This is a genomic window from Kutzneria sp. NPDC052558, assembly GCF_044547355.1.
GTDB lineage: Bacteria > Actinomycetota > Actinomycetes > Mycobacteriales > Pseudonocardiaceae > Kutzneria.
Genome location: NZ_JBIUAG010000002.1, coordinates 405796 through 419707 on the forward strand (window position 1 = coordinate 405796; position 13912 = coordinate 419707).

The following is a 13912-nucleotide window of genomic DNA, read 5'->3' on the forward strand; positions in this document are numbered from 1 at the left end:
ACACACCGAATGCACGTTTCCGGCAGAAAGTTCATTCGACCGTCACCTCCGCGCCCCGGTAGAGCGGCCCGACGAGGACGCTGCCCCAGCTGGGCATCTCCTTGCCCAGCAGCGCGCCGATGAAGTCGTTCTCCTGCGCCGAGTTCGGCGCGGCGGTGACCGGGTAGCAGGCCGGTCCGCCACGGTCGTCGTAGACCGGATTGTCCTTGCCGGGCACGTATTTCCCCCTTGCCGGCTCGACGTTCACCGTGACGTGCAGGCCGGGCTCGTTGGTGCCCTTGCCCAGCACCTTGTCCATCTCGGGCGCGAACGCGGTGAGGGCTCGCAGCATGCACGGGTACTCGGGCGAGTACCGGGCCAGCAGGCTGAGGGTCGGCACGCTGGCGGCGGAGAGCCGGATGATGTTGTCCCCGTTGCGTTGCAGGAACGTGGCGAGGTCCTGGGAGCCGGTGGTGAGGTTCTGGAACAGGCTGACCAGGTTGGCCCGCTGGTCGGCGACGGTGCGGCTGGTTGTGGTGAGATCCGACAGCGCCTGCACGACATCGGGCGCGATGCGGCTGTAGTTGTCGGTGACCTGGGCCAGTTCCCGCAGGCCGGCGGTGAACTCGTCGAGATGCGGCGTGAACTGGTCGACGTCGCTGCCGAGCCAGGTGAGGGTCTGGCCGAGCGCCGCGCCGCGCCCGGCCAGAGCCCCGGCCAGAGTGCTCAAAATGGAGGACAACTTCTGTGGCTGCACGGACTGGAGCATCGGCATCAGGTCCCCGACCACCTGCTCCACCTCGACCGCCGCCGCCGAGCGGTCCTGTCCGATCACGTCCCCGCCGGCCAGGTGAGGGCCGGCTTTTCCTTGCGGGGCAACGAGGTCCACGTAGCGTTCGCCGAACAAGGTCTTGGGCAGCAGGCGCGCGGAGACGTCCCGGGGGATCTGGTCGATCAGGTCCGGCCGCATGGCCAGGCCCAGCTCGGCCCCGGATCCGTTGGTGCGAATGTCCCGGACCTCGCCCACCACCACGCCGCGCAGCTTCACCTCGGCGTCCGGGTGGAGCTGGTTTCCGACGTGGTCGGTGCGCAGCGTCACCATCGCCACCGGCGTGAAGTCCTTGCGGTACACGGCGACCGCCAGCGCCACCACCAGGGCCATGATCGCCAGGTAGACCAGGCCGAACAGCCGCTTCATCCCGCCACCTTCACCGTGGTGGTGGCGCCCCAGATGGCCAGGCTCAGGAAGAAGTCCAGCATGCTGACCGCGACGATGGTCGTGCGCACGGCCTTCCCGACCGCGATGCCCACCCCGGCCGGGCCGCCGGTCGCGCGGTAGCCGAAGTAGCAGTGCACCAGCATCACGACCACGCTGAACACCAGCACCTTGCCGAACGAGTACAGAACGTCGTTGGGCGGCAGGAACAAACCGAAGTAGTGGTCGTAGGTGCCGGCCGACTGGCCGTAGAACACCACGGTGATCTCTCGGGACGCCAGGTACGAGCACAGCAACCCGATGGCGTACAGGGGAACCACCGCGACGAAGCCGGCCACCACCCTGGTGCTGACCAGATACGGCAGGCTGCGCACGGCGATGACCTCCAACGCGTCGACCTCCTCGGCGATCCGCATCGCCCCCAGCTGGGCCGTGAAGCCGGAGCCGACCGTGGCCGACAACGCCAGGCCGGCCACCAGCGGAGCGATCTCCCTGGTGTTGAAGTAGGCCGACATGAAGCCGGAGAACGCCGCCACCCCGATCTGGTTCAGCGCCGAATACCCTTGCAAGCCGACGACAACGCCGGTGAACACGGTCATGCCGACCATCACGCCGACCGTGCCGCCGATCACCGCCAGGGCGCCCGAGCCGAAGCCGACCTCGGCCAGCAGGCGGACGACCTCCTTGAAGTAGCGCCGGATCGCGAACGGGACCGCGGCCAGGGCCCGCAGGAAGAACAGCAGCTGATCGCCGAGCGCCTCCATCACATTCCCTTCGACGGCACGATCCGCAGGTACACCGCGGTGATCACGGCGTTGACCAGGAACAGCAGCAGGAACGTGATCACCACCGACTGGTTGACCGCGTCGCCCACACCCTTGGGGCCGCCCTTGGGGTGCAGGCCGCGGTAGGACGCCACCACGCCGGCCAGGAAACCGAAGATCATCGCCTTCAGCTCGCTCACCCACAGGTCCGGCAACTGGGCCAGGGCCGCGAAGCTGGCCACGTACGCGCCGGGCGTGCCGCCCTGCATGATCACGTTGAAGAAGTAGCCCCCGGCCACCCCGACCACGCTCACCAAGCCGTTGAGCAGCACCGCCACCGAGGTCGCGGCCAGCACCCTCGGCACCACCAGCCGGTGGATCGGCGAGACCCCCAGCACCGCCATGGCGTCGATCTCCTCGCGGATCGTCCGCGAGCCCAGGTCCGCGCAGATCGCCGAGCCGCCCGCGCCCGCGATGATCAGCGTCGTCACGATCGGGCTGGCCTGCTGGATGATCGCCAGCACGCTGGCCGCGCCGTCGAAGGACTCCGCGCCGATCTGCGAGGTCAGCGAGCCCAGCTCCAGGCCGATCACCGCGCCGAACGGGATCGACACCAGCATCGAGGGCAGGATGGAAACGCTGGCCACGAACCAGAACTGCTCGACCAGCTCCCGGCCCTGGAACGGCCGCCGCAGCAGCTGGCGGAGAACTTCCAGGCCCAGCGCGAACATCTGGCCCACGGCGGTCATCGCGGGGCCACGCAGGTCGCCGTGCCGCCGCACAGGAACGTCAGCGTCGTCCGCAAGGTGTTGCCCGGCCCGGACACCAGGCCGGTGAACAGCGGGTCGAGGTTCTCGGTGACGCCGCAGTGGCGGAACGGGGGGATGGTGAACGTGCCGGAGATCGTGCCGGTCGACAGCGGGCTGAGGAACGGGCCGCTCTGCACGATCACCGCCTCGTCGCTGCGGCAGTTCGGGCCGACGTTCAGCGCCACGCCGTGCACCTTGGCGTTGGTCAGCGCGAACGCCGCGTGGATGGTCGCGGTGAGGGTTCCGTTCAGCAGCACCGATCGCACCGACGCGGTCGGCACGACCGTGATCGTCGCCGTGGCCGGCATGAAGCCGAAGGTGACGAAGTAGCTGTCCGCTGGCGGCAGCGCGAGGTCGCCGGTGATCTCCACCCGCAGCGGGTTGCTGCCCGGCACGATCACGAACTGCCCGTCCAGCCGGCCCGGCCCGATGACCAGGTCGGAGCCCAGCTTGGCCACCCGTGTTGTCGTGTCAACGCGATAGTGCACCGGCGTCGGCGGGTTGTCGGCCGGCTGCGCGCCCGCCGACGGCGGCGCCGCCCCGCCGGCCGCCGGCGGCGTCGGCGCCGCGTTCGCCGACGTTCCCGCGCCGATCGCGCAGCCGATCAGGACCGCGATCGCCCACCACCGCTTGGCCATGAATTCCCCATCGCGCCGAGAATTGCCTGCCGGCGGACGCTACCCACGGGTAGCCCACGTCACAAGGAAAAGCCCACACCGACGGGGAAGTTGTCAACGACGCACAAATTCCACGAGGCGACCATTGCGCCGAACCGACAAAGCGGAAGACGAATGAAGGCCAAGCCGGGAGAAGACGCAGTCACCACCCCGGGGCTCCAGCGAAACCACCGCACGACACCACCTGGGTTGGTCGGGCCGGGCGACCGCGCGGCACACAACCACGTCCTGCCGTCGAGCGAGGGGCCGCCGGTCAGCACCCCTCGGCCTTGGCGAAGGCGCGGTCGAGGTCGGCGTTCTGGCGGAGGGTGGCCATGGGGTTGCCGGCGTCGGTCAGGCCGACCATCCCCGTGCTGACGTCGGCGACGGCCTGCTGGAGGGAGGCGCCGTCGTCGGGCGGCACCTGGGCGATGCGGGATCTGGCCTGCCGCAGGGACTGCTGGGCGGAGTCGATGGTGGCGAGGGCCTTGGCCACGGCCGAGGAGCCGTCGGGCACGGGCGGCGGGCCGGCGGCGCGGATGGCGGTGGCCTCCCGAGTCAGGTCGGAGTACAGGCCGTCCAGGAAGGAGGCGAGGTCGGCCGGGGTCTGCTGCGGGGCCGCGGTGATCGACGGCGTGGCCTGGCAAACGCTTGCGGCCCAGGCGATGGCCGGCGCGTCGGGGTCGGGGGCGGGCGGCGGCGAGCCGCAGGCGGCGACCAGAAGCAGGCCGAGAAGCGGGGCGAGGCGAGCGCGGGTGAGGCGAATCATGCGGGGAGGGTCGACCCGCGCCGGCACGGGCGACAAGGAGCGCCGCGGAATTTGTCATGGACGGATAGTCCGCGGGGGAAATCGCTAACCGATGGACGTGAGAACGCCGTTGCGGGACCCGACGATGAGGTGGCCGTCGGCGGAGAGGGCGGGATAGGAGTCGACGGGGGCATGGAGATCGACGTCGAACAGCACCGTGCCGGCGGGGGAAAGACCGAAGACGTGGCCGGCCTGGTTGGCGTAGTAGAGCCGGTAGGAACGATCCAGGATGGTGGAGCTCCAGATCTCCTGGCCGTCGACCTTGTACGAGGTGACGACCTTGCCGGTGGCGACGTCGAAGGCGGTGACCGTGCCGCCGTGGTCGCCGACGTAGGCGAGCCCGCTGGCGGTGACGGAAGGGGAGGAGTAGGTGATGAACCGGCGAGCGTTCCAGGCCGGGGAGCCGTCGGGGTGGTAGGCCCACTCGCGGGAGCCGTTGGTGCCCAACAACACCGTGCCGTCGGGAGCCAGCCCGGCCGACACCTCGGTGATGTCGTCCTGGGGGTCGCGGCGCCACAGGACTGTGCCGTCGGAGGAGACGGCGGAGAGGCCGGCGTCGGCGGTGGTGTAGATCCGTGAGCCGTCGGTGACGACGGAGCCGTAAGAGACCTGCCCGACAGACACCGTCCACAGTAGACTATGTGCGGCAACGTCGATGGCGGTGACGTGCCCGGCCAGGTCGCCGACGTAGATCCGTTGGCCGTCAACGGAAGCGGGCGAGGTCGGCGCCCCCGGCAGAACCACCGACCACAGCAGCCGACCGGACGGGGACAGCACCAGCAGCCGAGGGCCGGGTGGTGCGAACACGATGTCGCCGTCGGGCAACACCAGCGACGACACGGAAAGGTCGCCGCCGCCGGTGTATCCGGAGTCGTAGGTCCACCGATCCTGGCCGGTGGCCGGATCGATGGCATGCAGCACGCCGGCCGACGACGAGGCGTAGATGGTTCCGTCGGCCCCGATGACCGGGCCGGGTGTCACCGCCCCTTCGAGATCACGCTGCCACCGCACGGTTCCCGACACAGGACCGTCCGATGTGGACGATCCGCTGTGCCGGGCGTCGCGCAACGCGGCCGGCCACGCCGACCACGTCGAGACGCCCGGCGACGACGACGGCGCGGTGGCCGACGGCGACACCGTGGCCACCGGGGCAGCCACCGAGGCGGAGCAGCCGCCGACGAGCAGCAAACCCATGGCCAGCAGCAACTTCCGCACGACTCCACCCTAACCACGGGCGGGCCGGGAAGATCCTTACGGAAGTCTGACTACGAGAAGTGCGTCCGAGGCCGCTCCAGCTCCACCCCGTCCACGAACACGTCCACCTTCTCGTTGTAGAAGGCGATCATCCCGGCGATCGGCAGCAGCTGCCGGGTCGGGAAGTCGTAGCACCAGGCCAGATCGGCGTGCACGGTGTCGCCGCTGCGCACCGACCAGTACCCGGTGGTCCGCCCCTTGTACGGGCAGGCGGTCTCGGTCGCCGACGGCGCCAGCCGGGAGAAGTCGACCTCGGTGCGGTTGAGGTAGTAACGGGTCGGCAGCCCGGTCTCGAACACCAGCACCGGCGAGGAGGACTCGGCCAGCACCAGCCCGTCCAGCTCCACCCGGACGGTCCGGGTGGAACGCAGCGCGTCGACCCGCGTGTACGGGTTGCGCGGGTGGACGAAGATCTCCTCGTCCTCCTCGAACCAGGAATCCAAGGCGTCCCAGTCGAACTTGACCAGGCCGTCCTCGAACACCCGGACAGTGCTCGGCTTGCGCACCTCGTCCACCCGCAGTCCGTGCCGGCGGGCGGGACCGTGGCGCAGGTGCTGCACGTGGTCCTCGTCGACCAGCACGTCCGGGTCGATGTCGGCGACGGGGATGTAGTACTGCGGATAGAAAGGCCATTCCCAGACGTAGCGGGCGTTGGTCGTGTCGAAGACGGTCCGGCCGCCCAGCACTCCCCGCACGCGGCGGGGCGCCGGCTCGCTGTGGCCGGCCGGCACGGGCGCTTCGGGATAGTCACGCGTCACGGCTTCGAGCCTAGGTTCTTGTCACGAAGCGAGCAATTCCCCCCGAGCCGAATCTGTCATGGAACCGCAAGTTTTCCGGGCCTTCTTGCCCGGCGGTAAGGGCCTCATTAACTTCGGCCGGCAAACAGGTTCCCTTCTGCGACACGAAAGAAGGACAGCTGTGAATCATCGAACATTGGGGGCGGCCACGGCGGCCGCGCTGGTGCTGACCGGCCTGGCCGTCGGGGCCGGCGTGTCGGCGGCGGCGTCCACCGCGGTGGACAAGACGCTGACGTTCACCTGTCCCTTCCCGCTGATCGGCAACCAGGTGCTGTCGGTGCGGATCCGGGCCACCATGTCCACTCCGGCCACGGTCGGCGGCGACCTGGTGACAACCGACTTCTCGGCCACCGCAACGGTTCCGCCCACCGCGACCCAGGGTCTGCAACTGGTCGGGGCGACCACGATCGAGGGCACCGCGAAGGCCGGCGTCACCCTGAACGAGGCCGGCACACCCATCGACATCACCATTCCCGGCCTGACCATCCCGTCCACGCCGGTGCCGGCCTCCGGCTCGTTCGACACGGTGGCCTCCGGCCCGGTGCCGACGGCGACGATCACCAAGGCCGGCGCCACAACCGTGAGCGTGGGCGGCTTTTCCACCACGCTGACGCCGAAGAAGGCCGACGGCACGCCGACCGGCCTGGGCACCTTCACCTCCGACTGCACCCTGGACCCGGGCCAGGACGCGCAGCTGATCAGCTTCCAGGTGTCCGACGGCCCGCCGCCGACCACCACCACGACCACGCCGCCCCCGACGACGACCACCACGACAACTCCGCCGCCCACAACGACAACCACCACCGCACCGCCGACGACGACCACGACGTCGGCCCCGGGCGGCATCACCTACAGCTACGGCATCATCGGCCACTCGGTGATCAAGAAGCTGCACGGCACCGTCCCGATCAACGGCGGCATCACCGCGAAACTGGACCTGGGCACCGGAAAGTACGACGCCGACCTGGCCCTGGCCCCGACCACGGCCACGTTCGCCATGTTCGGCTTCCTGCCGGTCACCACGAGGATCGCCTTCCAGCCCGAGGGCAAGACCACCGGCGCCGTCACCAACGGCGCGCTGGACGCGACCTCCCGGCTGACCGTCAAGATGCCGCGGATCAGCGTGTTCGGGCTGCCCATCAGCCGGTCCAAGTCCTGTGGCGCCAGCAAGCCCTCGGTGGTCAAGATGGTCTCCGGCCCCGGCTTCGACGTGCTCAAGGGCGGCACGCTGTCGGGCAGCTACGCCCTCGCCCCGCTCACCGGCTGCGGCCCGTTCACCGGCTTCATCAGCGCCCTGGCCACCGGCCCCGGCAACACCATCGACCTCACCCTGGCCCCCACCCCCGCGCACTGACCGATGTCATGAAGGGCCCCTTCCTGACGTTGAACGTCAGGAAGGGGCCCTTCATGACAACAAAAATCTGCCGGAAACCTGCATTCGGTATGTCTGTGAGCGGGACTCGCGGAGGTTCTGTGGGGGTTGTGACAAAAACCAAGGCGGACTTGGTGGCAGGCAGTAGGGTCGTGGCAGGAGAATTCCGGGGTCACGATGGGGTGGCGAGCGATGACGGCTGTCCGCACCGACGCGAGCCAGCTGTGGGCCCGCCTGCCCAGTCACCTCGGGGCCCGGTTCCGTCCCTACGCCGGACGGCTGGCCCGGGACGTGGTCCGCGAGATCCAGCATTCGGTGCCGGCCTACGCCCGCCCGCTGCGCGGCAAGTTCGGCCAGGTCCTCGTCGGCGGCGTGGAGCGGGCGATCGTGCACTGCTTCGACAGCGTCGGCAATCCCGGCGCCGAGACCACGGAGTGGACCGAGTGGTTCAGGTACGTGGGCCGGGTGGAATTCAGCGAGGGCCGCGGCACCGAGTCGTTGCAGACCGCCGTCCGGGTCGGGGCCCGCGTCGCCTGGCGCAACCTGTCCAGCGCCGGCCGGGAGCTCGGCGTCCCGCCGGATGTGCTGCTGCTGACGGCCGAAGCGATCTTCGCCTACGTCGACGAGCTGTGCCGGGTGGCGGTCGAGGGCTACGCCGAGGCGAAGCGCCAGGCCACCGCCGGCGACGAACGCCAGCGCACGCAGCTGCTGCGACTGATCCTCGCCGACCCGCCGACGCCGACGGAATCGATTGAGGCGCAAGCGGTCGCCGCCGACTGGCCGCTGCCGCCGAGCGTCGCGGTGATCGCCCTCACCGCGGCCACCAGAGCCCCGATCGACAGCCTGACCGACGGCAGCTGCATCCTCACCGCCGACCCCGACAAGGTTGTCAGCCGCACCTCGGCGCTGCTGGCCGTCGGCCCGAGCGTGCCGCTGGCCCAGGCCCGGCAGTCGCTGCTCCTGGCCCGCCGCGCGATCTGCCTGGCCCAGCGCGGCGTCATCGACGGCCCGGTCGTCCGCTGCGACGACCACCTGCTCACCCTGCTCCTGCACGCCGACGACTTCCTGCTCGACGAGCTGAGCCGCCGCTGCCTGGCCCCGTTCGCCGGCCTGACCCCGAAGCAGCGCGAGCGGCTGTCGGCCACGCTGCTGGCCTGGCTGGACACCCGCGGCGGGGTGAACGAGATCGCCGCCCGCCTGGACGTGCACCCGCAGACCGTCCGCTACCGCATGCACCAGATCGACCGGCTCGTCGGCGAGCTCATCCACGACCCGGTCCGCCGGCTGGAACTGGAGATCGCCCTGCGGCATGGTTGACGTCGTGTACGACCGCGACCTCGCCAGCAAGTCGCTGGGCATCGTCATCGAGCAGGACGAGCCCGGCACGGCCACCGCCACCATGACCGTCACCGAGACGATGCTCAACGGGCACGGCATCGCCCACGGGGGCTACGTGTTCCTGCTCGCCGACACCGCTTTCGCCTATGCCTGCAACAGCTACGGGCCGGTGACCGTCGCCCAGTCGGGGCAGGTGACCTTCCTACGGCCGGCGGCGCTGGGCGACGAGCTCGTCGCAAGGGCGATCGAGCGGGATCGCTTCGGGCGCAACGGGATCTACGACGTGACGGTGACGAAGGGGGACGGCACGGTGATCGCCGAATTCCGGGGCCAGAGCCGTCAGACCTGAACGCCGGTCCACGTGTGCAGCGCCTTCTCCAGCGCCACGGCCGACTCGGTGCTGTCCATGGCCGCCGCGGTGCGCAGACCGCCGGCGACCAGACGCAGCCGCAGCTCACGGTCCAGCATCAGGCGGACCAGCGACTCCGCCATGGTGTGCACGTCGCCGGGCTCGACCAGCAGGCTGTCCCGGTCGTGCTCGGCGAAGTCGGAAAGGGCGCTGCCGCGGACGCCGACCACCGCCGAGCCGCACGCCATCGCCCGGGCGGCGCTGGCCGCGGTGCCGAGATGGACGGCGTCGCGCTGGTACACCTGGCGCACCAGCTCGTAGGTGGGCAGCGACCTCAGGTAGCGGATCCAGCTGGGGAGCTGCTCCGGGCGGCGACCTTCGCCGAAGGCGGTGACCTCCATGGTGGGCAACAGTGCCCTGGTCCGTTCCAACGCCTCCAACGCGGTCGCCGCCCCGGAGTGCGGTCCGACCAGCACGCTCACCCGGTGCCCGCGCGGCAGCGCCGGATGTGGCGGCCGGAAGACCGCGAGGTTGAGCCCCTGCGACACGACTGTCACGGCGGAGCTGGGCACACCGAGTCCGAACAGGGCTCCGGCAAGGCGCTCCGACGTGGCGATCTTGGGCACGGCCAGCCGCAACTCAGGGTCCGCCCCCCACTGCTCACGGGACTGAACCAGCTGCCCTGCCCGGCCATGGCGGTCGGACAACGCGGGCAGCAGCTTCGACGTGCTGGCGTCGGTCGCCAGCACGACATCCCCGTCCGGCACGACGTCCGGGGTCAACCGTGCGGTCGTCACGACCCGCACCGAGGACAGGCCGCGGCCCCTGCGCGACCAGCCGGGCACTCGCAGCCCCGCTCGCGCACGCAGCCGGACCACGCTGATCTCGTGGCCACGGGCCGCCAACTCGTCGGCATATCCCTGGATCACCTGCGCACCGACAACCGGTGTCGGACACACGAAGGTGACACGCATACCGGCACTCCACTCCACTAGAGACGTCAGATGCCCCGCACATCGAGCCCGGGGCCCCGACGTTACGACCCCGTGGGGCCGCACCCGGTTCAACTGCGCCGCCCCCTTCGGGGTTATGCGGCCGTTCAGCCCAATTGCCGACCACACCGGCGGAGCTGTTGTCACCGCCGGTAGTCGACGTGAGGGTCGCTGCGGCAAACGCAGCAACGCCGCTGAGCCGAGTGCAGCACGCCGTCCCTCTACCGGGTGATCAACCCGGGATTTGTTGCCAGCAAAGCGAAAGGGGCGCTGTAACGCGCCGTGTGCGTCCGCCGAGAAGGATCGTGGACGTCCACCTCGTTCTCCGGTTCCAACACAGTTGAGGTCGTCGCAGTCGGTCCTGCACAAGGGAATGTGTATGAGAGGGCAACCGAGGGGGACCCCGAGGATGGCACTGCTGCCGCACGAGCACTCGCACCTGTTGGCCGTCACGTCCACCCGCTTCCACGGCCGGCACCGGCACCACCGGTCGCCGCTGACCGTGTGGGAGAGCCGATACCGCACCGCGGTGATCATGTCCGACGTGCTGGCCACCGCGGTGGCCACACTGCTGGCGACCGTCCTGATCGGACGGGAGCTGCCCGACTACCTGGGCCAGCTGCCGCGACTGGTCAGCGTGGCCGCGCTACTCATCGTGGTCGCCGCCCTGCCGGCCAACCGGGCCTGGGACCCGAAGGTCCTGGGCCAGGGCGCCGAGGAGTTCCGAAGACTCGGCAAGGCGCTGATCGCCACCGCTGTCACGCTGTCGGTGGCCGGCGTCGCGTTCGAGCTGACGCACCTGCGGTTATGGGTGTTCTTCGTGGTTCCGGCGGTCGGGGCGGTGGCGTTCCCCGGCCGCTATCTGCTGCGTCGGCTGCTGCACAGCCGCCGGGGCAAGGGTGAGTGCCTGCTGCCGGTGATGGCCGCGGGCAGCGTGGAGTGGGCGGCCGACCTGATCGCCCGCACCCGCAAGGAACCGCACAACGGCTGGCGGGTCGAGGCCGTGTGCACGCCGGACGGCTTCGGCCAGGACGGCACCCAGGAGGTCGCCGGCGTGCCGGTGGTCGGCGCGCTGGGCGACCTGACCGAACGGGCCCAGCCCGGCGGCTACCGGGTGGTCGCGGTGGCGTCGGATCCCTATTGGACTCCCATGCAGCTGCAACGGCTGGCCTGGGAGCTGGAGGACACCGAGTCGGAGCTGGTGGTCGCGCCGGTGCTGATGGAGCTGGCCGGGCCGCGGCTGCACGTGTCCGGTGTGGTCGGCCTGCCGCTGCTGCGGGTGCAGGCGCCCACGTTCGGCCGGGCCAAGCGGGTGATCAAGAGCATCGTGGACCGGATCGGCGCGCTGGTCCTGCTCACGCTGCTGGCGCCGGTGCTGCTGGCCATCGCCGTGGTGGTCCGGGCCGACGACGGCGGGCCGGTGCTGTTCCGCCAGCGGCGGGTCGGCCACGGCGGCAGGCCGTTCACCATGTGGAAGTTCCGGACCATGGTGGTCGACGCCGACGCGTTGCTTGACCAGCTGCGGGCCAGCAACCAGGGCGCGGGGCCGCTGTTCAAGATGCGGCAGGACCCGCGCATCACCGGGCCCGGGCGGCTGCTGCGGCGGTACTCGCTGGACGAGCTGCCACAGCTGATCAACGTGCTCACCGGCTCGATGTCGCTGGTCGGGCCGAGGCCGCCGCTGCCGCACGAGGTCGAGCAGTACGGCTCGGACGCCGGGCGGCGGCTGCTGGTGAAGCCGGGCCTGACCGGGCTGTGGCAGATCAGCGGGCGCAGCGACCTGCCGTGGGACGAGGCGCTGCGACTGGACCTGCGGTACGTGGAGGACTGGTCGCTGGCCCTGGACGCGGTGATCCTGTGGAAGACCGTGCGCGCGGTCTTCAGCGGAACGGGCGCGTACTGACATGGCCGGCTGGCGGGGAGTGCGGGCACTGGTGACCGGCGCGACCGGCTTCATCGGTTCCCATCTGGTGCGCAGGCTGATCGGCCTCGGGGCCGTCGTGCACGCGGTGAGCCGGCGACGGCGCACGGACGGGGCGGTCGTCTGGCACGTGGCCGACCTGTGCGACGCCGACCAGGTCGCCGCGCTGGTCCGCGCCGCGGGACCGGAGGTGGTGTTCCACCTGGCCAGCGAGGTCACCGGCGCGCGGGAGGTCCGGCTGGTCCGGCCCACCCTGGAGAGCAATCTGGACAGTGCGGTCAACCTGCTCACGGCGGTCGCCGACGCCGTGCCGCCCGGCCGGCTGGTGCTGGCCGGCTCGGTCGAGGAGCCGCGCCCCGAGGACGGCGACGCGGTGGCGTGTTCCCCTTACGCGGTGGCCAAATGGGCCGTGTCGGGCTACGCGCGGATGTTCCACCAGCTCTGGGACGTGCCGGTGACGACGCTGCGCATCGGCATGGTCTACGGCCCGGGGCAGCCGGACCTGCGCAAGCTCATCCCTTATGTGACAACGGCGTTGCTGCGGGGTGAAGCGCCGGAGCTGACCAGCGGGACCCGGCTGGTGGACTGGATCTACGTCGACGACGTGGTCGACGCGTTCCTGGCCGCGGCCGTCTCGGCCGCCGCGCCGGGGCGGGTGTTCGACATCGCCTCGGGCAGCCAGTTGTCGATCCGGGACACCATCGAGCTGTTGGCCAAGATCATTGGAGCGCCGCAGCAGCCGCGCTTCGGGGCCGTCGCCGACCGGCCGCTGGACCGGGCCCAGGTGGCCGACATCGGGCCGGCGGTCGAACTGCTGGACTGGCGGCCGCGCACCGGTCTGGAGATCGGCTTGCGCCGGACAGTCGATTGGTATTCATCCAACCCGTAACGGATTCGACCGGAACGTCCGATATCAAGGCGAATCGGTCGGGGTTCGCTGGAGGTGGGACGCTCATGTCGGTGTCGGTCGTGAACCTCACGGTGCACGGAATCGGGCCGACCGAGCGGCCGCTGGAACCCGACGAGGACCGGACCTGGGTCACCGTCGAACAGTTCGAGCAGGTGCTGGACGCGGCGGTGGGCCGACCGGACGTGCGGATCACCTTCGACGACGGCAACGCCTCCGATGTCCGGATCGCGTTGCCGCGTCTGGTGGAACGCGGCCTGAAGGCCGATTTCTTCGTGCTGGCCGGGTTGTTGGGACAACCCGGCCGGCTCGACCGGCCCGACCTGCACGAGCTGACGCGGGCCGGCATGCGCATCGGCTCGCACGGCTGGGCCCACCGGGACTGGCGGCGGCTGACCGACGAGCAGGCCCGCGAGGAGATCGTGCAGGCCAGCAAGGTGCTGGGCGAGCTGACCGGCGAGCCGGTCACCGAGGTGGCCGTTCCCTTCGGCTCCTACGACCGGCACGTGCTGCGCCGGCTGCGGCACGCGGGCGTGCGCCGCGTCTACACCAGCGACGGCGGCCGCGCCACTGCCGACTCCTGGCTGCAACCCCGCAACAGTCTGCACCACGACATCGGGCCCAAGTGGGCGCACGATGTGCTGACCGGACGGCCATCCCTGCCCCTGCGCGCCCGCCGAACGGCGGCACGGACGGTCAAACGCCTGCGTGGCTGACCGGTAACGCCTTGTGGTGCAACACCTTTAGGGC

At 70.4% G+C, this 13912-nt stretch carries 14 protein-coding genes; 6 read left to right on the plus strand and 8 right to left on the minus strand.

Going from position 1 to position 13912, the window contains the following annotated elements; genetic code table 11:
- Positions 1-31 precede the first annotated feature (31 nt).
- From ACIG5F_RS04925 to ACIG5F_RS04955, 7 genes are all read right to left on the minus strand, one after another.
- Entirely contained in the window at positions 32-1177 is a 1146-nt protein-coding gene (locus ACIG5F_RS04925) for an MCE family protein (protein ID WP_396516049.1), read from the minus strand.
- Positions 1174-1959, minus strand: coding sequence for an MlaE family ABC transporter permease (locus ACIG5F_RS04930; protein WP_396516050.1), 786 nt, complete (start codon positions 1957-1959; stop codon positions 1174-1176). Before ACIG5F_RS04930 ends, ACIG5F_RS04925 begins: the two co-directional genes overlap by 4 nt.
- Positions 1959-2708 carry an MlaE family ABC transporter permease gene (locus ACIG5F_RS04935; RefSeq protein WP_396516051.1) on the minus strand — a complete coding sequence of 250 codons (750 nt, stop codon included), beginning with the start codon at positions 2706-2708 and terminating at the stop codon, positions 1959-1961. Before ACIG5F_RS04935 ends, ACIG5F_RS04930 begins: the two co-directional genes overlap by 1 nt.
- Positions 2705-3406, minus strand: a complete 702-nt coding sequence (locus tag ACIG5F_RS04940) for a hypothetical protein (protein ID WP_396516052.1) — start codon at positions 3404-3406, stop codon at positions 2705-2707. Before ACIG5F_RS04940 ends, ACIG5F_RS04935 begins: the two co-directional genes overlap by 4 nt.
- A 292-nt stretch (positions 3407-3698) precedes the next feature.
- Positions 3699-4193: a hypothetical protein gene (locus ACIG5F_RS04945; RefSeq protein WP_396516053.1), complete on the minus strand. Its 495-nt coding sequence runs from the start codon at positions 4191-4193 to the stop codon at positions 3699-3701.
- An 84-nt stretch (positions 4194-4277) separates the two neighbouring features.
- The gene (locus ACIG5F_RS04950; RefSeq protein ID WP_396516054.1) at positions 4278-5447 is read right to left on the minus strand and encodes a PQQ-binding-like beta-propeller repeat protein; all 1170 of its coding nucleotides are present in this window, start codon (positions 5445-5447) and stop codon (positions 4278-4280) included.
- Between the two features lie 50 nt (positions 5448-5497).
- Entirely contained in the window at positions 5498-6244 is a 747-nt protein-coding gene (locus tag ACIG5F_RS04955; RefSeq protein WP_396516055.1) for a DUF427 domain-containing protein, read from the minus strand.
- A 160-nt stretch (positions 6245-6404) separates the two neighbouring features.
- On the opposite strand from ACIG5F_RS04955, the gene ACIG5F_RS04960 reads away from it, so the two are divergent.
- From ACIG5F_RS04960 to paaI, 3 genes are all read left to right on the plus strand, one after another.
- The gene (locus ACIG5F_RS04960) at positions 6405-7637 is read left to right on the plus strand and encodes a DUF6801 domain-containing protein (protein ID WP_396516056.1); all 1233 of its coding nucleotides are present in this window, start codon (positions 6405-6407) and stop codon (positions 7635-7637) included.
- A 210-nt stretch (positions 7638-7847) separates the two neighbouring features.
- Positions 7848-8972 (plus strand): helix-turn-helix domain-containing protein, encoded by a 1125-nt coding sequence (locus ACIG5F_RS04965; RefSeq protein ID WP_396516057.1) that lies wholly within the window; start codon positions 7848-7850, stop codon positions 8970-8972.
- A complete protein-coding gene (paaI, locus tag ACIG5F_RS04970) occupies positions 8965-9342 on the plus strand; it encodes a hydroxyphenylacetyl-CoA thioesterase PaaI (RefSeq protein ID WP_396516058.1) in 378 nt (125 codons plus the stop codon). Before ACIG5F_RS04965 ends, paaI begins: the two co-directional genes overlap by 8 nt.
- Here the strand turns inward: paaI and ACIG5F_RS04975 are convergent.
- A complete protein-coding gene (locus ACIG5F_RS04975) occupies positions 9333-10316 on the minus strand; it encodes a glycosyltransferase (protein ID WP_396516059.1) in 984 nt (327 codons plus the stop codon). The genes paaI and ACIG5F_RS04975 overlap by 10 nt on opposite strands.
- Before the next feature lie 427 nt (positions 10317-10743).
- Between ACIG5F_RS04975 and ACIG5F_RS04980 the strand changes: the two genes are divergently transcribed.
- The 3 genes from ACIG5F_RS04980 to ACIG5F_RS04990 all read left to right on the plus strand — a co-directional run bounded on the left by ACIG5F_RS04980 (position 10744) and on the right by ACIG5F_RS04990 (position 13878).
- Positions 10744-12237: a sugar transferase gene (locus ACIG5F_RS04980; protein ID WP_396516060.1), complete on the plus strand. Its 1494-nt coding sequence runs from the start codon at positions 10744-10746 to the stop codon at positions 12235-12237.
- Positions 12238-12268: 31 nt separating this feature from the next.
- The gene (locus ACIG5F_RS04985; protein WP_396516061.1) at positions 12269-13144 is read left to right on the plus strand and encodes an NAD-dependent epimerase/dehydratase family protein; all 876 of its coding nucleotides are present in this window, start codon (positions 12269-12271) and stop codon (positions 13142-13144) included.
- 65 nt (positions 13145-13209) lie between these two features.
- The gene (locus ACIG5F_RS04990; protein WP_396516062.1) at positions 13210-13878 is read left to right on the plus strand and encodes a polysaccharide deacetylase family protein; all 669 of its coding nucleotides are present in this window, start codon (positions 13210-13212) and stop codon (positions 13876-13878) included.
- Positions 13879-13912 lie beyond the last annotated feature (34 nt).